Genomic DNA, 19,427 nt, shown 5'->3' with positions numbered 1-19,427 from the left:
ACAGTTCTATATTAATGAGAATATTTTACCATAGAAATTTGAATTCTTTTAGATTAGAGAAAAAACAACAGAATAAATAATTTGTCTACAACACAATTCCTAAACTCCATTATTACTTGACGTGTGAATAGATTCACACATCAAGTAATAATGGAGGATTCTATGCCAAAAATTTTTCGTTTAAATGAAGCAAGGCATCTAATAGCGCTATGCATCTTTTTGAGGATAATCTTTACGAAGATATTACTATGAAGATGGTTTTAGATAGTTTGTCTATGCACCCCGGAACATTTTATCGGTAAGAACTCAGAGGCAAACGGGATGCTATGGAGATGCGAAATCTTGTTACAGACTATACTAAGAACTTTTTTGACCATTACATACTGCAGAAAGATGCGAATCTAGAAAATTTGGCATACGACGGCGTGGACTTAATCAAAAAGACCAGCAATAAGTGACATAACCGATAAGCTGAGTTAAGCGCTTATCAAATAGCTAGCTGTACAGACACAAAGCCGATAGCACTATTACATAGTTATCGGCTCTTGTCTATTTATTTATTCTAAAGGAAAATGAGTTTTAAGAATGTCCAATATAAATTACAAATTGACAATACTGCCCGTAAGTTTAATGAATTAACAAGCAAATAACGATCAAAAGTACGTCTAATAGGCAATAAGAACACGTTCTTATCCATTCGGGTAATCAGTACAAATTCTTGTTCTTGGCTTTGGTAATCCTTTCATCAATTAATTCAGCCCTAAACAGCGAAGTGATGATTTCCGTGGCAATTTCACCAAGTAAAAATATAGGTTTTTGAAAATTTCAGCGAACATGCTTATAGTTTATAGTCTCTGTATACCTTGAAATTGCTTATTTGCCCATGCAGCATAAGAAGGGTGTGTCTGAAGTAATTCTTCATGTTTTCCAACTCCTGTAACATGTCCATACTCAAATACAATAATTTGATCCGCATGTACAACTGTCGATAATCTATGTGCAATTACAATGGTTGTACGATCTTGCATCAAATAATGCAGTGCCTTTTGGACCTCATGTTCTGAGTCACTGTCCAAGCTAGCGGTTGCTTCATCTAACAGCAAAATATCCGGTTGTCGCAACAAAGCACGAGCAATAGCTATACGCTGGCGTTGTCCGCCTGATAGCTGAATTCCTCTTTCTCCTACCTCTGTTTCATACTTTCTTGGTAAAGCGTCAATGAAATCATGGGCATATGCAAGTCGGGCTACATTCATCATCTCCAACTCACTCACTTCGTCTTCTCGCCCATAGATAATATTTTCTCGGATTGTACCTGATATAAGAGAGCTTTCTTGAGACACATAACCAATTTTTTTGCGCCAATCATGGAGTGAAAAAGAGTCGATTGGCGTATCACCCCAATATATGTTTCCAGTTTCCGGATCATAAAATCTCTCAATAAGCGAAAAAATGGTTGTTTTTCCGCTTCCGCTAGGACCAACAAAAGCAGTTACTTTACGATCTGGTATCGTAAAAGAAGCATTTAGCAAGATTTGCTTATCTCTTTCATAACCAAAGCAAACCTCGCGAAACTCTAAGATATTATGCTTGTCCGGCATCACATCCTTTTTGTTGTCAGCTTCGAGGGGCTGTTCCAAGATAAGCCTTAGCCTCTCTGTCGATCCCATTACTTTTTTTAAATTCGAAAAAAATGCTCCAAACTGTTCAACAGGCATCATAATTTGAAACAAAAGTAAGATATATGCTACAAGTTTCCCTGCAGTAAGAGCTCCCGAAGAAACACGCACTCCGCCATAACCGATAATTACAACTAGTAGCACAATCATAATTAATGTCATCAATGGCATCAATACTGCATTAACCCGAGCTTCTTTCATTTCCGATTGAAATAAATCATCCATGTTAGCTTCACCGTTTTTTAGTTCTTTTCTCTCCGAGTTAGAAGCCTTAACCAGTCTCATTTCCCCAATGATTTGGGACAGCGTCGAGGATAGTGCTGCCAAATGTTCCTGTAAACGCACGGAATTTGCATACATCTTATTCCCCATCGGCATCATTACGGCTAAACTAATAGGTAATACCAACATAATGATTAACGTCATTTGCCAATCTAAATAAAATAACATGGCCACTGCACCAATAACTGTAATCAAGTTGGAAATAAAGTTGATGAAGTGATCGGTAATGAGTGATTTAATCTCATTTGTATCGTTTGCGATGCGACTCATAAGATCCGCAGAGCGGTAGCGATCAAAGAAACTCATCTGTAAATGAAGCATCTTTTCCCAAAGCTTTTTACGCAATTGATTGACCATTCTATTTCCAACATAAGCTAACAGATAGTATGAGAATCCACTTGATACGGCTTGCAAAATAAAGATAAAGACAAGCTGTATAATCGTAGTGGCATTTATTAATTCCAAACGAAATTGGTCAATTATTTTTCCAGTAGCTATCGGAACAATCAACCCCACAAATGAACTGATAATGCTTAAAATAAGGGCTATGCTTAGAACCAGCTTGGGAACTTCTGTAGAAAATAAAAGCTTCGCTAAATAGCGTAGACCGGTTTTATTTAAAGAGTTGTCACGCTCGCGAATATTTGTAAATTTCTCTTGATTGCTCATAATTACTCCTTACTATATTTTTTTAAATTTTATACTGGATACCATTAAATAGGAAAAAGCAAATAATGAAATCACCGATATAAGTGTTAAATTATTCGTGCTTGGTGCAATTACCGAGTAAATGGACAGAATAAAACCTGCCACGGTTATTGGAATTCCACGAAAGATACCCTCAAACTCTTTGATATTAAATTGTGCTAATCTATATGAACCGCTGACGACGTATAACAATAGAGCAACTATACCTACAAGTCTCAGCTTGCCAAGATCATCAAAGTTAAATTTAAAATAAACAAGTAAAGCTGGAGCAATCCCAAAGGAAACCAAATCGGACAAGGAATCCAATTCTTTACCGAATTCACTGCAAACATCTAATCGTCTAGCGATTCTTCCATCGTATCGATCTATAAATGCTGCAATAATAATATATATGGCACTTGCGAAGTAATTTTGATTAATAACCTCGACAATTGAAAGTACCCCAAATGACAAATTTACAAAGGTAAGCAGATTGGGAATATTCTTTATAAACATAGGTTCTCCTCACTAATAATGAATTTTATTATGACTCCCATTTATTGATATTTGGTAATCTGGTTAAATCGTTTTCGCACTGTAATCTACCCTTTCCTGTTTGCTTATGATATATAAGATTATGGGGGATTTCTTAAGATGGGGGGTTCATAATTCTTAAGAATTCTTAAGTCGCTTAGTATTTACATTTTATGGGTAGCTAATTTAACAACTTGTTAGTACAACTGAATGATAAATGGAAAAGGAGCATTGATATGAAAGAAATAATAAAAGCAGACCATCAACCAGTCTGCTTTTATTGATTATATAATTCTTAATGCCAGGATGCTGATAAACCATGACCTCGAACGCTCCATTTGCAATCTTAACCAGATCGCCGTCCTGTTGCTTCACCACGGTTCTGTCCCTTATGGATTTATTTTCTCAATTGTTTTTCTTCTGCACCTTTATCATCATGGATCTATATATCTACTTTGAAGCTATATACACTACATTTATCAACAAGTATAGAACAAATAAGAATAAGACTACCAAGAACACACCATTATTCTTTATAACAATCTCCTGATAATTCATTGAATATATCAACACATAGAGATAAAACATACAGAACATAAACACAGCTTCAATAAAAAAATAGTTTAACTCCTTATGTTAGAGATTAATTTATTTAGATACAAATTCAAACAGCGGAGAGTGAAGCCCCATTCCCTCCTTGACTCGGAAACAACTGATTTTGGTTCCAGTGACAAGTTGGATGCCCCAAAATCATTCAAAAGTCTGTGCTGTTTTATTTAAAATGACAGGTAACGTTACCTGTAGCAAAAAAGTATCTTTTCGTACCGATACGTTCAACGTCCCGTTGTGCTTCTGTATTATTTTCTGGCAACTAACGAGCCCAATTTTGTTGCTATCTTCCTTTTCGGCTTCACGTAAAATTTTATTCTCGAACCTAAGATCGACCCATTGTTGTTTCAAGGAAACCTGAATATGAATGGGATGCGTCGGATCGGCATACTTTCGAATATTTGAAAATATATTATCGAATACACGGCGTATCGCGACCAAATTGATTTCCAGTAAAAATTGCTCATCATATGGATCTGCTTGAACTTGAATATCTAAATTATCCATAACCACCAGTTGCTCATCAATGAGTTGATCGATAAGCGCTCTGCCCTCATATAATTCAAATTCCACTTCCTCTTCTTCAGCGGCAGAGGACACCGTAAAATATTCGAATAGTTTGTCCGATAGCGCTTTGATTTGATAGGCCTTTTCCCGGCTATTATGGATATATTGCAGCAAATCCTCATGAGTCTTATACTTGTTAAGCTCGATGATATCCATATACCCCAGCAAAATTGTAAGTGGAGTGCGTAAATCGTGGGAAATTGCCGTGATCAATTCGCGATTGGCCATCCTCATCCTCTCCTCACTGCCGAGTCGCTCGGCAAATGATTTCCTCATCTCATCAATACTTTGGGCCAAAGAGGATAATTCATCCTTTCCAGAAATAGTAATTGAATAATCTAAATTTCCACCTTCAAGTATTTTGATCTCTTGTTCAAGTACTCCAATATAAGATGTTTTCTTATTAATTATCAGTAAGAAGGAGATAATGAATATAATGGCTGCTATGAAAATACCGATAAACAAAATGAGATTATAGTATTGATACTCATAAAGGCCTACCAAGTAGATCTGGGCATCTTGATCTGCAAAATGGACGGTAGTAGGTATTTCCGAAGGCGTAAATCGAGTTAGTAGCTCTTCGTTTATAGCAGGATCAACCTCTTTATTTGATGAGAAAATTAATTTCTCTTTTGCAAAAATATACAGATTCAAATATCGCTCATTATTTATCCATTCAGACAATTGCTCTCGATCACGTGTGGACACTTTTTTGCTATTCACAAACTCTTCGAATCGTTCAAGCGCGTCTTGCTGCCTATTTTCCATAAAAGCGGATTTGCTTAAATAACTATTTAACACTTTCTCGCCAACGACTTGTAAAACGCCGAAAACACTTAAAGAAATAGCTGAGGAAATTAAAACTGCCAGAACGAGCTTAATTTTAAGTTTTTTCCCCATTAGTAATCTATTCAATTTTGTACCCCTTTCCCCAAACAGTCTTTACATATTTAGGGTTCTGCGGGTCATCTTCCAGTTTACTTCTCAAATTACGAATATGGACCATAACTGTGTTATTACAGGTATAAAAGTAGGGTTGCCCCCAAACACTTTCATATATGTTTTCTGCCGAAAACACCTTACGTCGTTTCTTAGCTAACAGCAGCAAAATCTGGTATTCAATTTCAGTCAAAGTAATTTCCTTCTCTCCAACAAACACAGTCTTTGCATCCTGGTGAATCGTAAGATCCTTAATGATAATATGCTCCGTTTCCTCAGTCTTCTCCTTGCCACGATAGACATAATATCTCCGCAGTAAAGCCTTCACTCTCGAAACAAGTTCTGTATAAGAAAAAGGTTTGGACAAAAAGTCATCACTGCCTGAAGAGAAGGCCAATTGTTTGTCCGAATCCTGCGTTTTCGCAGTAAGGAATAAGATCGGTGCGCTTGTTTTTTCACGAATCTCCAAACACGCCTTCAGCCCTGATTTATTGGGCATCATCATATCTAAAATAATAAGATCTGTCTCTTCATTTACTTTATTAATCGCATCTTGACCATCTATCGCTTCAATCACTTCATAATTCTCACTTTCTAACAAAATCCTTACAATTTCTCGGATTTCACTGTTATCATCAGCAATTAAGATTTGCTTGTTCATCTGATCACCTCGTCTAATATCAGTATAATAGTCGTTTTGTGCAACTACCAGTAAATACAGTCGACTTAAGAATTCTTCAGAAATTATGTATGTAACTCTTAATTTATCCATTCTATACTACAAACAGGTAGAAGTAATTACATAAAGGAGTTTTAAGCTATGCCACAACTTTCGAAAAAAACAATCGTAACAATACTATTAGGTCTAACTCTCATATTGTCTATTGGTTTGATCTATTATTCTCCTACCATTATTAAGATTATGTCGTCCATGAACAATTTTAGGGCGTTTATTCATTCAACAGGTAATTGGGGACCGGTCATGTTTATTTTATTTCAGATTCTTCAAATCGTGGTTGCGCCTATTCCAGGAGAAGTCGTACAGGTTGCAGGCGGTTATATTTACGGTGTTACATTAGGATCCTTATATACTACAATCGGCTTAATAATAGGCTCAGCGATTGCTTTTTATTTCACTCGGTTTATCGGGCGCGATTATATTTCAAAGCTACTACAAAAGAAAAAATATAAGTGGATGTCGTTAATACAGGATGAGAAAAAGTTTTCTATCTTTTTATTTATCTTTTTCGTGATTCCAGGTTTGCCGAAAGACCTGCTTGTATTTGTGGCCGCTCTTACATCCATGAGTTCATTAAGATTCTTCACCATACTTATAGTTGGTCGTCTGCCGTGGATTATTGCATCTGCCGCTTTGGGGTCCACCATTCATATGCAGCAATATAGCATAGCCATTATCATATCGGTTATCGCTGTTATTGGTTTTATTCTCGGATATATCTATAAAGATAAAATGATGGATCGATTCTCCAATGTGAAGAAAACAAAAGGGACAAGTCATTCCGCCAAATCCAAGGTAAACCTCAGCATTAGCAAAAAGGAAAGTTTGTGTACAAAAAAAGGAGAATAAATCTTATATAAGAAACAATTATTCTACAAAGAGCCATTTTTGGTGGAGCGTAAAATCGATGGAATCCCAAAACGTTCGCAATATTTCAAAAGAGCAGCAACAATCGGTACTAATTGAAAGTTAAAGAAGGGGGTTCAATACATATTATCACAATTAAATTTGAAAATAATTGCAGGAAAGTTTTTAATTTCTGTTTTAGCATTTGGCATTATACAACCTTTAGATGTCTTTGTCATTATGGAAAGATTAGGTCTTGCAAAAGAGAAGGCACATTGGTTCGCTGCGGCTGAAAGGATTGGAATGGATTGGAATGCTCATTGGCGGAGGGATTGCTGTTGTTTTAACTGCATTCTTAGAACGTCATACCAAAATCATGATGACCGTTTGTCTGTTAAATTTTTGCTATGATAACACTGTTAGAAGTACTATCAGTTAGGTCGATTTAAGAATTTTATCTGGCATAGCTGCGGCGTTTTTCCAAGTTGTTTTTAGTACATTGATGATTAAACAAGTTGCCTCTGAATATATTGGACGAACGAACAGCGTAATTATGCCATTGATGATGGCAGGTTTGTTATTTGGCTCCTTTATCTCTGGATTTATTGTTTTTCAACTTGGATTATTTGGTGCCTAATTCAACGCAGCCATTCTAACTGCATTGTGTGCCATTTTAACAATTAAAATGAACAATCATCGTGCAACAGCAGAATATATGGAGTAAAGGCTGCAATCTGAATAAAGTCTATAAAATAAGCCGAATAAAGAATCTTAACTAGACAAAATTCCTTGGGGAATATCGTCTACAATCGTTATAAAATCATTCGCAATAAAACATCTTTTGAAACAGCATATGAATACCGGCTAATTCAAAATTAGTAGATTTATAACTTTGAAAAAGAAAAGATAATTTTTAAAGACTATTAAAACGAGGCCTGTTGCTGCTCATAATGTGTGATATATATAATAATGCTAATCAGGGAAAGCCTTTCATTGTAGATACCTAATTATGCTTATTCAAGTGATTTCTAGGCCAACTTGTTTAGGGCTTTATTGTACATTGATATAAAAAATAATCTCCCAATAGTTGCAAGTACAGAAAAACCTTTTGAAACTATATTTATATGGAGGAAAAATATAATGCAACAATTTTTAGTAAAACTAACTGTACCCATTCCTTCTGATTCATACTACTTTCAAAAGTTGAATTAGAGGAATTAAAGCCATCACAATCAGTAGGGTCTATGGTCCATGAAGGTACAGAAATGTATAAATGCGCAATGATAAATATACCTAGATTGTATAATTACAACTAATAATTCTACATAAGTTCACATTTTTTTATTTAGCGGCAGGCTTCTTTTAAACTGTTATTGATAACATTTCATACTTATTATACCTTTATTGATATTACCGTTAAAAAGCTCTACAAAGTGGCAGATCACTCGATTTTGAATAACAGCTTGTGAAAAGATATCGTATCTTATCGTTTTCTATCGTATACTCTATAAACAAAGAAAGCTCACAAACGTTGATTTAACAACATTTGTGAGCTTTCTTTAGTGGTAATCCAGACATAAATTAATCTAATGATATCGGTGTCGGGATATTTTTTGATTTTTACTATCTATTTGGATAGTTAAACTAGTAAAAAATCTGTTTTCACTTCATTTAAAGTGAGCAAGATTTTTTAACTAAGTCACACTTTTTTATTTTATGGGACATAGTTGGGGCAAAGCTAAAAAAGAAAATAGCAGTTCCTTCTTTGCACTACTGAAAATAATTGTATACAAGGGCTACACTAATACCCAGTTTTAAAATTGATTATTCATATATAAATAGAGAAAAATGATATATGGTTAGAATAAAACAAATAAGAAAGGAATGCTGTCATTAAACAAAAAGATGAAGTTTATATTTTAGGGGATTTTGTAGTCCGTGGGACTGGAAAACAAGCAAACGAAATATTAGAGCCATTGAATGGGAAGAAATATTTAATTAAAGGCAATTATGAATACTATCTTGACGATCCAGAGTTTGAAAGCTCATATTTCGAATGGATAAAAGATTATTTTTCATTCAAGTACAACAACAAAACATTTGTATTGTTCCACTATTTTAGAGTGGGATTCGTTTTATAATAATTCTATACATCTCTACGGGCATGTACATCATAACAAGAAAGAATATTTTCGGAATATATTAGGTCCTAGTGTGATAAACGTTGGCGTCGATGTGAATAATTTTTCTCCAATCAGTTTAGAACAAGTATTAACCATGGTAAATTCAAGAGAAAAATAATATATGTTAAGAGATAAAATTATTTTGAATTAATGTGCATTGTTAGAAAATTGTTAGCAATTAAACAATTAAATAGCTTAGAACCCTTATAAAACAAGGATTCTAAGCTTATTTTTTCTTACTCCCACTCAATAGTGGCTGATGGCTTAAAAGTTACGTCGTAAACAATATCGTATATGTTGTCTACTTCGTTGCTACATCAATGTTTCTCACAAATGCCAAATATCGAATTTACTATTCCAATCATGTAAATCATCAGACCAATTGCACGGATGTTTTTGAAGGAAAGAGTAAAAAATCTGTATTCGTCAATTACAATTTATAGAATGTGTTTTCACAAACTTCTCAATATCAAAAAATAATTCGAAATTAGCTTTTATTTTTTCATCATCCCAATCCCACCACTTAATTTTAAGTAATTCATTAATGATATGGGAATCAAATCTATATCTGATTACTTTAGCTGGAACACCGCCAACAATTGCATATGGGGGAACATCTTTAGTGACAACCGCTCCTGCAGCTACTATTGCTCCATTATGAATAGTTACTCCTGGCAATACAACTGCATTTGTAGCAATCCATACATCATTTTCTATAACTATTGGCTTATTATATCTATCTAATAGTTCTTGATCATATTGATCTAACATTTTCCACATTGGATTCCACAGCATATTTGAGGTTGTAACAAGATCTATGGGATGATTACCTAAGGTTCCTATATTTGCATCTGCATTAATCGAACAAAAATTCCCCACGCTCTTTAAATAATGTTTACTTTCAACGGTTTTATCATTAATTCCATATGTAAACTTCCCTACAATATCTTTGAAATCTGCTTTTGGACGAAAAGGTAAATATATATGAAGTGACTCTAAGGAAGTATATTTTGATATTACTTGTAATATTTCTTCATACGATTCACTTGCAATAATTAACCTCTTCACTTTCGTAAAATCAACATTGACAAGGCTCACTACTTCTTTCCCCAGAATGCTCTCTCTTTCCATACGGTCAATAAAGTAAGGTACCTTTACAATAAAATAACCTATTCTTGCTACTAATTCGCTAGCAGCACTTCCAGTACCATAGATAAAAAAATCATCATTGATTCTCATCATATCTGATGTAAGACGCTTTATTTCTCGTTGATTCATTATTTCACCTCTTGCAATTATTCAATTAAGCATAGACTGCCTTTATAAAGTCTTTATTCAATCATAATAAATATACATATCTCGAACTTTTTTCTAAATATACCACATCTAATTATTTTGTGCTAATTCGCTTTTTATTCATGTCTAAAATCATTTACCAGCTCTCTTATAAAAATTTTACACGACTCCAGGGTTCAGCATTGAGCTTTTTCTTACAACAAAGAAATGGTTTTACACAGTAATTATGTCTGATCAAAAACGAGGTCTTAATATTCAAGGTTATATGAGATTAATAGCTATGTAAAAAGGGAGCGAAATTATGAATCTATAGATAGAAACGAAAACAGACCTATTATTGAAGCGATAAAATATTATCTATCGCTTGATACTCTTCAAGAAGAGTATGCTCGAAAAGGAATAAGAAATGCATTGATCCATATTAAAAAATTGAACAAAAAGAAAATTAGAAAAGAGGAATGTAAACATGGCAATCAACCAGTAGTCGATATTACAGAAACGCTCGGAAATAGTTAACTTTTAGTGGATATCAAGCAGCTTATGAAAGAATTGAAAAAGATGGAAAATTCGAAAGAGATTCTAATATTTCTCATGATAACTATTCGGTTGTGTGTCTTGAGCGCAAATTTGAAAAGATATCCATCAAAGTTGTTAAACTATCAGCATTACTGAATTTTTCTTTGGAAGAAAAGATAGACCGTCCTTTTGTCTGTGAATATCATTATTTTCTTAATCATCCTAAACGATTAAATGTGGTTTCTACAGGTCGTGTAGAAGTAAACGAGAGCATAAATATTATTTACATCGCTGACCCAAAAACTCAGATTTGGGAAATTTATCTCATTACTTTAGTGATGAACGAGTGCCAACAACCCGAATAACATTGCTCGAGTCGTCCAGATTGGCGGTAACTGAAATGAAGGAATGTTATGATTACATGAATGAGAATTTCAAGTACGGTAGTAAATTCTTAGACCATGGCTATAAACCCGTTTGGGTCGTATTTGACGAAATGGAGCTTTCCAAGCTAGTAGAACAGACAAGCAGTCTAACAGGGTTGTTAGTGAGGTTATGGACGGAATAAAGCAAATAATTTTATTGGGTCGTCAATCAGGAGTTTTTATTTTAATTGCTACTCAACAAATGAGGTCTGAAACTCTTTCTACGGATCTACCGCGGTAATCTCGCCCTTAGAATTATCCTCGGCTCAAATAGTAGTGAGGCTTATCGTATGGTCTTGGGTTTCTGCAACCCTAGAGAAAATTCCCCAATTGAGGTGAAAGGTTCAGGATTGTTATATATGCAAGGCAGTGGAAAAGAAGCAGCTGAATACTGGGAATCTCCGTTTATTGACATGAAAAATTTTGATTTTATCGAGGAACTGAAAAAATATGCAAACATTACGAATTACTAAATAAGAGGACGAATTTATTATCAAGCATGTAAATCCTATGGTCATGGCACAAAACGCTTCTTTATCACTGAGAATGGCTTAAAAGAGGAGTTAGAAGCTTATGCTCCTGTCATTGATAAAATAGAAGCACAAGAACTATAGATAAGTACAGAAAAGTTGGCAAGCAAGTAGAAAAATGGTTTGGTAATAAAGTCGCTTCTACAATGAAGTACAGTGAGTATCAAGAAATTCTAAATGATTATAGAAAACAAGTTGGTGCGGAGTCTCTCAGTCCGCTTTAACAGAGCTATACGGAATTCTTTTAGCTAGAAAAGATTCCATTTTAATAAAGGATTTTACACTAAGTGTTAAATAAATTCACAGAAACAAGTGAAACAGAAAATGAGAAGTTTATTGAATCTCTATCAGACTATCAATCACTACTCTCTTTTTTAAAGAAAAAAATGAATTACCCTACAGCATAATTCCTTACTTCCTGTATGTACAATTAAAAACTGGTTTTAGAGTGGGAGAAGTGATGGCATCAACATGGGAAGAGATAGGTTTCAAAAATGGCATGATTAAGACATATCGAAGAATAGACTCTGCTCGTCATGTATTTGCTCCACCAAAAAACTCTACTTCAGTTAGAGAAGTTCCGGTAAGTTCTGATGTATTGGAAGTGCTCGACTCTTTAAAAGCAAAACAAAAAAGCTTGAAAATTCATGATATATCTGACGGATTCATATTTTTTGATGAAAGAAATGGTTTGCCAACCAATAACGGAATAAATAAGGCACTAAAAAGCTATCTCAATGAATTAAAGATAAAACCAATTATTACAGCAACAGGCTGTAGGCATACCTATTGTATTGTCATGCTCGCAAAAGGAATTGATATTTTTGTAGTCGCTAAATACATGGGGTATAAAGACACAAAAAGAGTAATTAATACGTATCGTCATGTTTTAAAGGAATTAGAGGAGAAAGAAAAAGAAAAAATCTGAAGTGTTCTAGATGAATTTAATTAAAATGGGACAAATTGGGGACAATCAAAAGCAAAACAGCTTAACCACAAGGGTCAAGCTGTTTAAAAAGATACCGGTGGTCGGGGTCGAACCGACACTCCAGAAGGAACACGATTTTGAGTCGTGCGCGTCTGCCAATTCCGCCACACCGGCGCGTTTATAATTTGTTTGGGTAATGCCGAGGACCGGAATCGAACCGGTACGGTAGTCACCTACCGCAGGATTTTAAGTCCTGTGCGTCTGCCAGTTCCGCCACCCCGGCATGATATGTAACAAATTTAAATTATAAACGATTATGGAGGCGGCAACCGGATTCGAACCGGTGGTAAAGGTTTTGCAGACCTCTGCCTTACCACTTGGCTATGCCGCCATAAATATATTGGAGCGGAAGACGGGATTCGAACCCGCGACCCCCACCTTGGCAAGGTGGTGTTCTACCACTGAACTACTTCCGCGAATGGCTGGGCTAGCTGGATTCGAACCAACGAGTGACGGAGTCAAAGTCCGTTGCCTTACCGCTTGGCTATAGCCCAATACTATATATATGCAATAAAATAAAAAAAGTGTCAAAAATAAATGGGGCGAATAATGGGAATCGAACCCACGAGTGTCGGAGCCACAATCCGATGCGTTAACCACTTCGCCATATCCGCCATAATATTCATTTGAAATTGGCAGGGGTAGTAGGAATCGAACCCACACCAAAGGTTTTGGAGACCTTCGTTCTACCTTTAAACTATACCCCTAGATGAATGGTGGAGGGGGACGGATTCGAACCGCCGAACCCGAAGGAGCGGATTTACAGTCCGCCGCGTTTAGCCACTTCGCTACCCCTCCGACATAAAAGGTGGCTCAGGACGGAATCGAACCGCCGACACAAGGATTTTCAGTCCTTTGCTCTACCGACTGAGCTACTGAGCCATAACTTAATGCTATTTATTTTTAAAAATGGCGGTCCGGACGGGACTCGAACCCGCGACCTCCTGCGTGACAGGCAGGCATTCTAACCAACTGAACTACCGGACCAGATTGCGGGGACAGGATTTGAACCTGCGACCTTCGGGTTATGAGCCCGACGAGCTACCAGACTGCTCCACCCCGCGATAATATTAATGGTGGAGGATGACGGGATCGAACCGCCGACCCTCTGCTTGTAAGGCAGATGCTCTCCCAGCTGAGCTAATCCTCCATAAAATATAATGGTATGTATTGGTGACCCATACGGGATTCGAACCCGTGTTACCGCCGTGAAAGGGCGGTGTCTTAACCGCTTGACCAATGGGCCATATTTGAAAAGTTATAATGGCGGAGAGCAAGGGATTTGAACCCTTGAGACAGGGTTACCCGCCTACACGATTTCCAATCGTGCTCCTTCGGCCACTCGGACAGCTCTCCAATATGGCTCCGCAGGTAGGACTCGAACCTACGACCGTTCGGTTAACAGCCGAATGCTCTACCACTGAGCTACTGCGGAATAATGGTATGCCTGGCGACGTCCTACTCTCACAGGGGGAGAACCCCCAACTACCATCGGCGCTGAGAAGCTTAACTTCCGTGTTCGGTATGGGAACGGGTGTGACCTTCTCGCTATCGTCACCAGACTTTTCTCAAGACATATTTTATTATACATGTTTTTGAGATTTTTTCAAGTATAATTTTAGAAAATTATTCCCTGAAAACTAGATTATGGTAAGAAAAAAGAAACAAGTAATCATTTTAGTTAAGTCCTCGATCTATTAGTATCAGTCAGCTCCACATGTCGCCATGCTTCCACCTCTGACCTATCAACCTGATCATCTTTCAGGGATCTTACTAGCTTGCGCTATGGGAAATCTCATCTTGAGGGGGGCTTCATGCTTAGATGCTTTCAGCACTTATCCCTTCCGCACATAGCTACCCAGCGATGCCTTTGGCAAGACAACTGGTACACCAGCGGTGCGTCCATCCCGGTCCTCTCGTACTAAGGACAGCTCCTCTCAAATTTCCTACGCCCACGACGGATAGGGACCGAACTGTCTCACGACGTTCTGAACCCAGCTCGCGTACCGCTTTAATGGGCGAACAGCCCAACCCTTGGGACCGACTACAGCCCCAGGATGCGATGAGCCGACATCGAGGTGCCAAACCTCCCCGTCGATGTGGACTCTTGGGGGAGATAAGCCTGTTATCCCCGGGGTAGCTTTTATCCGTTGAGCGATGGCCCTTCCATGCGGAACCACCGGATCACTAAGCCCGACTTTCGTCCCTGCTCGACTTGTAGGTCTCGCAGTCAAGCTCCCTTGTGCCTTTACACTCTACGAATGATTTCCAACCATTCTGAGGGAACCTTTGGGCGCCTCCGTTACTTTTTAGGAGGCGACCGCCCCAGTCAAACTGCCCACCTGACACTGTCTCCCACCCCGATCAGGGGTGCGGGTTAGAATGTCAATACAGCCAGGGTAGTATCCCACCAATGCCTCCACCGAAGCTGGCGCTCCGGCTTCCAAGGCTCCTACCTATCCTGTACAAGCTGTACCAAAATTCAATATCAGGCTGCAGTAAAGCTCCACGGGGTCTTTCCGTCCTGTCGCGGGTAACCTGCATCTTCACAGGTACTATAATTTCACCGAGTCTCTCGTTGAGACAGTGCCCAGATCGTTACACCTTTCGTGCGGGTCGGAACTTACCCGACAAGGAATTTCGCTACCTTAGGACCGTTATAGTTACGGCCGCCGTTTACTGGGGCTTCAATTCAGAGCTTCGTCTTACGACTAACCCCTCCTCTTAACCTTCCAGCACCGGGCAGGTGTCAGCCCCTATACTTCGCCTTGCGGCTTCGCAGAGACCTGTGTTTTTGCTAAACAGTCGCCTGGGCCTATTCACTGCGGCTCTCGCAGGCTTGCACCCGCAAGAGCACCCCTTCTCCCGAAGTTACGGGGTCATTTTGCCGAGTTCCTTAACGAGAGTTCTCTCGCTCACCTTAGGATTCTCTCCTCGCCTACCTGTGTCGGTTTGCGGTACGGGCACCCTAAATCTCGCTAGAGGCTTTTCTTGGCAGTGTGGAATCAGGAACTTCGGTACTATATTTCCCTCGCCGTCACAGCTCCGCTTATGTGGTAATGGGATTTGCCTCATTACCAGCCTAACTGCTTGGACGTGCTAATCCAACAGCACGCTTACCCTATCCTCCTGCGTCCCCCCATTGCTCAAACGATTTAAAGGTGGTACAGGAATATCAACCTGTTGTCCATCGCCTACGCTTTTCAGCCTCGGCTTAGGTCCCGACTAACCCTGAGCGGACGAGCCTTCCTCAGGAAACCTTAGGCATTCGGTGGATGAGATTCTCACTCATCTTTCGCTACTCATACCGGCATTCTCACTTCTAAGCGCTCCACCAGTCCTTACGGTCTAGCTTCAACGCCCTTAGAACGCTCTCCTACCACTGACATCATAGATGTCAATCCACAGCTTCGGTGATACGTTTAGCCCCGGTACATTTTCGGCGCAGAGTCACTCGACCAGTGAGCTATTACGCACTCTTTAAATGGTGGCTGCTTCTAAGCCAACATCCTGGTTGTCTAAGCAACTCCACATCCTTTTCCACTTAACGTATACTTTGGGACCTTAGCTGGTGGTCTGGGCTGTTTCCCTCTTGACCACGGATCTTATCACTCGTAGTCTGACTCCCAAGAATAAGTATTTGGCATTCGGAGTTTGTCTGAATTCGGTAACCCGATGGGGGCCCCTAGTCCAAACAGTGCTCTACCTCCAATACTCTAAATCTTGAGGCTAGCCCTAAAGCTATTTCGGAGAGAACCAGCTATCTCCAAGTTCGATTGGAATTTCTCCGCTACCCACACCTCATCCCCGCACTTTTCAACGTGCGTGGGTTCGGGCCTCCATCCAGTGTTACCTGGACTTCACCCTGGACATGGGTAGATCACCTGGTTTCGGGTCTACAACCACATACTATTTCGCCCTATTCAGACTCGCTTTCGCTGCGGCTCCGTCTCTTCAACTTAACCTCGCATGTAATCGTAACTCGCCGGTTCATTCTACAAAAGGCACGCTATCACCCATAAATGGGCTCTAACTACTTGTAGGCACACGGTTTCAGGATCTATTTCACTCCCCTTCCGGGGTGCTTTTCACCTTTCCCTCACGGTACTGGTTCACTATCGGTCACTAGGGAGTATTTAGCCTTGGGAGATGGTCCTCCCTGCTTCCGACGGGATTTCTCGTGTCCCGCCGTACTCAGGATACACTCAAGAGGGAACGAAGTTTCGACTACAGGGTTTTTACCTTCTACGACTGACCTTTCCAGATCGATTCGTCTACCCCGTTCCTTTGTAACTCCATATAGAGTGTCCTACAACCCCAAGAGGCAAGCCTCTTGGTTTGGGCTAATCCCGTTTCGCTCGCCGCTACTCAGGGAATCGCGTTTGCTTTCTCTTCCTCCGGGTACTTAGATGTTTCAGTTCCCCGGGTCTGCCTTCAGTACCCTATGTATTCAGGTAAAGATTCTATCCCATTACGGATAGAGGGTTTCCCCATTCGGAAATCTCTGGATCAAAGCTTACTTACAGCTCCCCAAAGCATATCGGTGTTAATCCCGTCCTTCATCGGCTCCTAGTGCCAAGGCATCCACCGTGCGCCCTTTCTAACTTAACTTAGTTTCGACCAAAGATAAGCGGCGTATCTCTTCGTCAGCTTCTTCACTCTGCTCCTCACGTACTTTCGTACGCTCCGGTGCTCGTTCGGTCGCTTCCTTGACCTACTTGCTTCTCTTTGCTCTCCAATCTTTGAATGAGTATTCGTTTAATACGATTACTTTCCAAAGAAGTAATTCTCTAAAATAGAGAATCTAAGATGGCGATTACTCGGTTTCTTTCTTGGTTCTTACTTTTCATAATCTAGTTTTCAAGGAACAATCAGGCTTATTCAGCCTATCATTTTGAGGAATTGCTCCCTCAAAACTGAACAACCAATCGTCAACAATCTTTGATGGAATGTAAATTCCATTTTCCTTAGAAAGGAGGTGATCCAGCCGCACCTTCCGATACGGCTACCTTGTTACGACTTCACCCCAATCATCTATCCCACCTTAGGCGGCTGGCTCCAAAAGGTTACCCCACCGACTTCGGGTGTTACAAACTCTCGTGGTGTGACGGGCGGTGTGTACAAGGCCCGGGAACGTATTCACCGCGGCATGCTGATCCGCGATTACTAGCGATTCCAGCTTCATGTAGGCGAGTTGCAGCCTACAATCCGAACTGAGAATGGTTTTATGGGATTTGCTCGACCTCGCGGTTTTGCTGCCCTTTGTACCATCCATTGTAGCACGTGTGTAGCCCAGGTCATAAGGGGCATGATGATTTGACGTCATCCCCACCTTCCTCCGGTTTGTCACCGGCAGTCACCTTAGAGTGCCCAACTGAATGCTGGCAACTAAGATCAAGGGTTGCGCTCGTTGCGGGACTTAACCCAACATCTCACGACACGAGCTGACGACAACCATGCACCACCTGTCACTCTGTCCCCCGAAGGGGAACGTCCTATCTCTAGGAGTGTCAGAGGATGTCAAGACCTGGTAAGGTTCTTCGCGTTGCTTCGAATTAAACCACATGCTCCACCGCTTGTGCGGGCCCCCGTCAATTCCTTTGAGTTTCAGCCTTGCGGCCGTACTCCCCAGGCGGAGTGCTTAATGCGTTTGCTGCAGCACTAAAGGGCGGAAACCCTCTAACACTTAGCACTCATCGTTTACGGCGTGGACTACCAGGGTATCTAATCCTGTTTGCTCCCCACGCTTTCGCGCCTCAGCGTCAGTTACAGACCAAAGAGTCGCCTTCGCCACTGGTGTTCCTCCACATCTCTACGCATTTCACCGCTACACGTGGAATTCCACTCTTCTCTTCTGCACTCAAGTCCCCCAGTTTCCAATGACCCTCCACGGTTGAGCCGTGGGCTTTCACATCAGACTTAAAGGACCGCCTGCGCGCGCTTTACGCCCAATAATTCCGGACAACGCTTGCCACCTACGTATTACCGCGGCTGCTGGCACGTAGTTAGCCGTGGCTTTCTGGTTAGGTACCGTCAAGGTACAAGCAGTTACTCTTGTACTTGTTCTTCCCTAACAACAGAGTTTTACGATCCGAAAACCTTCATCACTCACGCGGCGTTGCTCCGTCAGACTTTCGTCCATTGCGGAAGATTCCCTACTGCTGCCTCCCGTAGGAGTCTGGGCCGTGTCTCAGTCCCAGTGTGGCCGATCACCCTCTCAGGTCGGCTACGCATCGTCGCCTTGGTGAGCCGTTACCTCACCAACTAGCTAATGCGCCGCGGGCCCATCTGTAAGTGACAGCGTAAACCGTCTTTCAGCTTTTCCTCATGAGAGGAAAAGGATTATCCGGTATTAGCTCCGGTTTCCCGAAGTTATCCCAGTCTTACAGGCAGGTTGCCCACGTGTTACTCACCCGTCCGCCGCTAACTTTAAAAGCAAGCTTTTAAAGTCCGCTCGACTTGCATGTATTAGGCACGCCGCCAGCGTTCGTCCTGAGCCAGGATCAAACTCTCCAATAAAGAGTTGATTAGCTCATTGCTAAACTCTAGCTTTTTGTTACTTGTTGTCATTCTATAACGTTAGTTATAAAACGATTATTGTTGACGT

General features: G+C 39.9%; 11 protein-coding genes, 15 tRNA genes, 3 rRNA genes and 3 pseudogenes. 7 read left to right on the top strand and 25 right to left on the bottom strand.

All coding sequences use genetic code 11. The features are described from left to right. Nucleotides 1-302 precede the first annotated feature (302 nt). Nucleotides 303-458, top strand: a pseudogene (locus tag MHH96_RS10095) (choline esterase); the annotation flags it as partial. Nucleotides 459-845: 387 nt separating this feature from the next. Here the strand turns inward: MHH96_RS10095 and MHH96_RS10090 are convergent. From MHH96_RS10090 to MHH96_RS10075, 5 genes and pseudogenes are all read right to left on the bottom strand, one after another. Beyond that, on the bottom strand, nt 846-2,630 hold the full coding sequence (locus tag MHH96_RS10090) for an ABC transporter ATP-binding protein (protein WP_047943310.1): 1,785 nt from the start codon (nt 2,628-2,630) through the stop codon (nt 846-848). A gap of 12 nt (nt 2,631-2,642) precedes the next feature. After that, complete coding sequence (pssA, locus tag MHH96_RS10085; protein ID WP_047943311.1) at nt 2,643-3,164, bottom strand: CDP-diacylglycerol--serine O-phosphatidyltransferase; 522 nt, start codon at nt 3,162-3,164, stop codon at nt 2,643-2,645. 300 nt (nt 3,165-3,464) lie between these two features. Next, nucleotides 3,465-3,579: pseudogene (locus MHH96_RS25615) on the bottom strand (protein rep); the annotation flags it as partial. 353 nt (nt 3,580-3,932) lie between these two features. Beyond that, the gene (locus tag MHH96_RS10080) at nt 3,933-5,273 is read right to left on the bottom strand and encodes a HAMP domain-containing sensor histidine kinase (protein WP_336045025.1); all 1,341 of its coding nucleotides are present in this window, start codon (nt 5,271-5,273) and stop codon (nt 3,933-3,935) included. Beyond that, the gene (locus MHH96_RS10075; RefSeq protein WP_144581237.1) at nt 5,266-5,958 is read right to left on the bottom strand and encodes a response regulator transcription factor; all 693 of its coding nucleotides are present in this window, start codon (nt 5,956-5,958) and stop codon (nt 5,266-5,268) included. Before MHH96_RS10075 ends, MHH96_RS10080 begins: the two co-directional genes overlap by 8 nt. Nucleotides 5,959-6,117: 159 nt before the next feature. On the opposite strand from MHH96_RS10075, the gene MHH96_RS10070 reads away from it, so the two are divergent. The 4 genes from MHH96_RS10070 (at nt 6,118) to MHH96_RS25610 (ending at nt 9,023) form a co-directional block, all read left to right on the top strand. After that, nucleotides 6,118-6,885 (top strand): TVP38/TMEM64 family protein, encoded by a 768-nt coding sequence (locus MHH96_RS10070; protein WP_336045024.1) that lies wholly within the window; start codon nt 6,118-6,120, stop codon nt 6,883-6,885. A 253-nt stretch (nt 6,886-7,138) separates the two neighbouring features. Beyond that, the gene (locus tag MHH96_RS10065; protein WP_336045023.1) at nt 7,139-7,321 is read left to right on the top strand and encodes a hypothetical protein; all 183 of its coding nucleotides are present in this window, start codon (nt 7,139-7,141) and stop codon (nt 7,319-7,321) included. 60 nt (nt 7,322-7,381) lie between these two features. Next, the gene (locus MHH96_RS10060; RefSeq protein WP_328282703.1) at nt 7,382-7,519 is read left to right on the top strand and encodes a hypothetical protein; all 138 of its coding nucleotides are present in this window, start codon (nt 7,382-7,384) and stop codon (nt 7,517-7,519) included. Nucleotides 7,520-8,774: 1,255 nt separating this feature from the next. Further along, on the top strand, nt 8,775-9,023 hold the full coding sequence (locus tag MHH96_RS25610; protein ID WP_213088003.1) for a metallophosphoesterase: 249 nt from the start codon (nt 8,775-8,777) through the stop codon (nt 9,021-9,023). Nucleotides 9,024-9,301: 278 nt separating this feature from the next. Here MHH96_RS25610 and MHH96_RS25605 read toward each other — a convergent pair. Both MHH96_RS25605 and MHH96_RS10055 read right to left on the bottom strand, forming a co-directional pair. Continuing rightward, nucleotides 9,302-9,370: pseudogene (locus MHH96_RS25605) on the bottom strand (hypothetical protein); the annotation flags it as partial. Nucleotides 9,371-9,491: 121 nt separating this feature from the next. Then, nucleotides 9,492-10,343, bottom strand: a complete 852-nt coding sequence (locus MHH96_RS10055; protein ID WP_082810131.1) for a CatB-related O-acetyltransferase — start codon at nt 10,341-10,343, stop codon at nt 9,492-9,494. Between the two features lie 934 nt (nt 10,344-11,277). Between MHH96_RS10055 and MHH96_RS10050 the strand changes: the two genes are divergently transcribed. Then, on the top strand, nt 11,278-11,445 hold the full coding sequence (locus MHH96_RS10050) for a hypothetical protein (RefSeq protein WP_336045487.1): 168 nt from the start codon (nt 11,278-11,280) through the stop codon (nt 11,443-11,445). A 745-nt stretch (nt 11,446-12,190) separates the two neighbouring features. Next, nucleotides 12,191-12,760, top strand: coding sequence for a site-specific integrase (locus MHH96_RS10045; RefSeq protein WP_336045488.1), 570 nt, complete (start codon nt 12,191-12,193; stop codon nt 12,758-12,760). Between the two features lie 92 nt (nt 12,761-12,852). Here the strand turns inward: MHH96_RS10045 and MHH96_RS10040 are convergent. The 18 genes from MHH96_RS10040 to MHH96_RS09955 form a co-directional block, all read right to left on the bottom strand. After that, nucleotides 12,853-12,934, bottom strand: a tRNA-Leu gene (locus MHH96_RS10040). 23 nt (nt 12,935-12,957) lie between these two features. Further along, nucleotides 12,958-13,043 (bottom strand) — tRNA-Leu (locus MHH96_RS10035). 34 nt (nt 13,044-13,077) lie between these two features. Further along, nucleotides 13,078-13,151 (bottom strand) — tRNA-Cys (locus MHH96_RS10030). Nucleotides 13,152-13,161: 10 nt separating this feature from the next. Continuing rightward, nucleotides 13,162-13,236 (bottom strand) — tRNA-Gly (locus tag MHH96_RS10025). Between the two features lie 3 nt (nt 13,237-13,239). Continuing rightward, nucleotides 13,240-13,314 (bottom strand) — tRNA-Gln (locus MHH96_RS10020). A gap of 44 nt (nt 13,315-13,358) precedes the next feature. Further along, nucleotides 13,359-13,434, bottom strand: a tRNA-His gene (locus MHH96_RS10015). A 19-nt stretch (nt 13,435-13,453) separates the two neighbouring features. Beyond that, nucleotides 13,454-13,527, bottom strand: a tRNA-Trp gene (locus MHH96_RS10010). Nucleotides 13,528-13,534: 7 nt separating this feature from the next. Further along, nucleotides 13,535-13,618, bottom strand: a tRNA-Tyr gene (locus MHH96_RS10005). A gap of 11 nt (nt 13,619-13,629) precedes the next feature. Then, nucleotides 13,630-13,702 (bottom strand) — tRNA-Phe (locus MHH96_RS10000). A 28-nt stretch (nt 13,703-13,730) separates the two neighbouring features. Next, a tRNA-Asp gene (locus MHH96_RS09995) sits at nt 13,731-13,807 on the bottom strand. Nucleotides 13,808-13,810: 3 nt separating this feature from the next. Further along, nucleotides 13,811-13,884 (bottom strand) — tRNA-Met (locus tag MHH96_RS09990). Between the two features lie 10 nt (nt 13,885-13,894). Then, nucleotides 13,895-13,970, bottom strand: a tRNA-Val gene (locus MHH96_RS09985). A 21-nt stretch (nt 13,971-13,991) separates the two neighbouring features. After that, nucleotides 13,992-14,066 (bottom strand) — tRNA-Glu (locus tag MHH96_RS09980). An 18-nt stretch (nt 14,067-14,084) separates the two neighbouring features. After that, a tRNA-Ser gene (locus MHH96_RS09975) sits at nt 14,085-14,176 on the bottom strand. Between the two features lie 4 nt (nt 14,177-14,180). Next, nucleotides 14,181-14,255, bottom strand: a tRNA-Asn gene (locus MHH96_RS09970). Nucleotides 14,256-14,265: 10 nt separating this feature from the next. Beyond that, nucleotides 14,266-14,382 (bottom strand): 5S ribosomal RNA (gene rrf / locus MHH96_RS09965). A gap of 115 nt (nt 14,383-14,497) precedes the next feature. Further along, a 23S ribosomal RNA gene (locus MHH96_RS09960) occupies nt 14,498-17,431 on the bottom strand. A 360-nt stretch (nt 17,432-17,791) separates the two neighbouring features. Beyond that, nucleotides 17,792-19,339: ribosomal RNA gene (locus tag MHH96_RS09955) — 16S ribosomal RNA — on the bottom strand. The 16S, 23S and 5S rRNA genes sit together here with 15 tRNA genes alongside, the layout of an rRNA operon. Nucleotides 19,340-19,427: the final 88 nt, after the last annotated feature.

It is taken from the genome of Niallia sp. FSL K6-0212, assembly GCF_038007605.1.
GTDB lineage: Bacteria > Bacillota > Bacilli > Bacillales > Cytobacillaceae > Niallia > Niallia circulans.
The sequence above is the reverse complement of the archived record's forward strand: the minus strand, read 5'-3'. Positions and strand labels throughout refer to the sequence as shown.

Coding starts and splice junctions, on each gene's coding strand:
- MHH96_RS10070 (WP_336045024.1), top strand. CDS start 6,118: ATGCCACAACTTTCGAAAAAAACAATCGTAACAATACTATTAGGTCTA.
- MHH96_RS10055 (WP_082810131.1), bottom strand. CDS start 10,343: ATGAATCAACGAGAAATAAAGCGTCTTACATCAGATATGATGAGAATC.
- MHH96_RS10090 (WP_047943310.1), bottom strand. CDS start 2,630: ATGAGCAATCAAGAGAAATTTACAAATATTCGCGAGCGTGACAACTCT.
- pssA (WP_047943311.1), bottom strand. CDS start 3,164: ATGTTTATAAAGAATATTCCCAATCTGCTTACCTTTGTAAATTTGTCA.
- MHH96_RS10075 (WP_144581237.1), bottom strand. CDS start 5,958: ATGAACAAGCAAATCTTAATTGCTGATGATAACAGTGAAATCCGAGAA.
- MHH96_RS10050 (WP_336045487.1), top strand. CDS start 11,278: ATGAAGGAATGTTATGATTACATGAATGAGAATTTCAAGTACGGTAGT.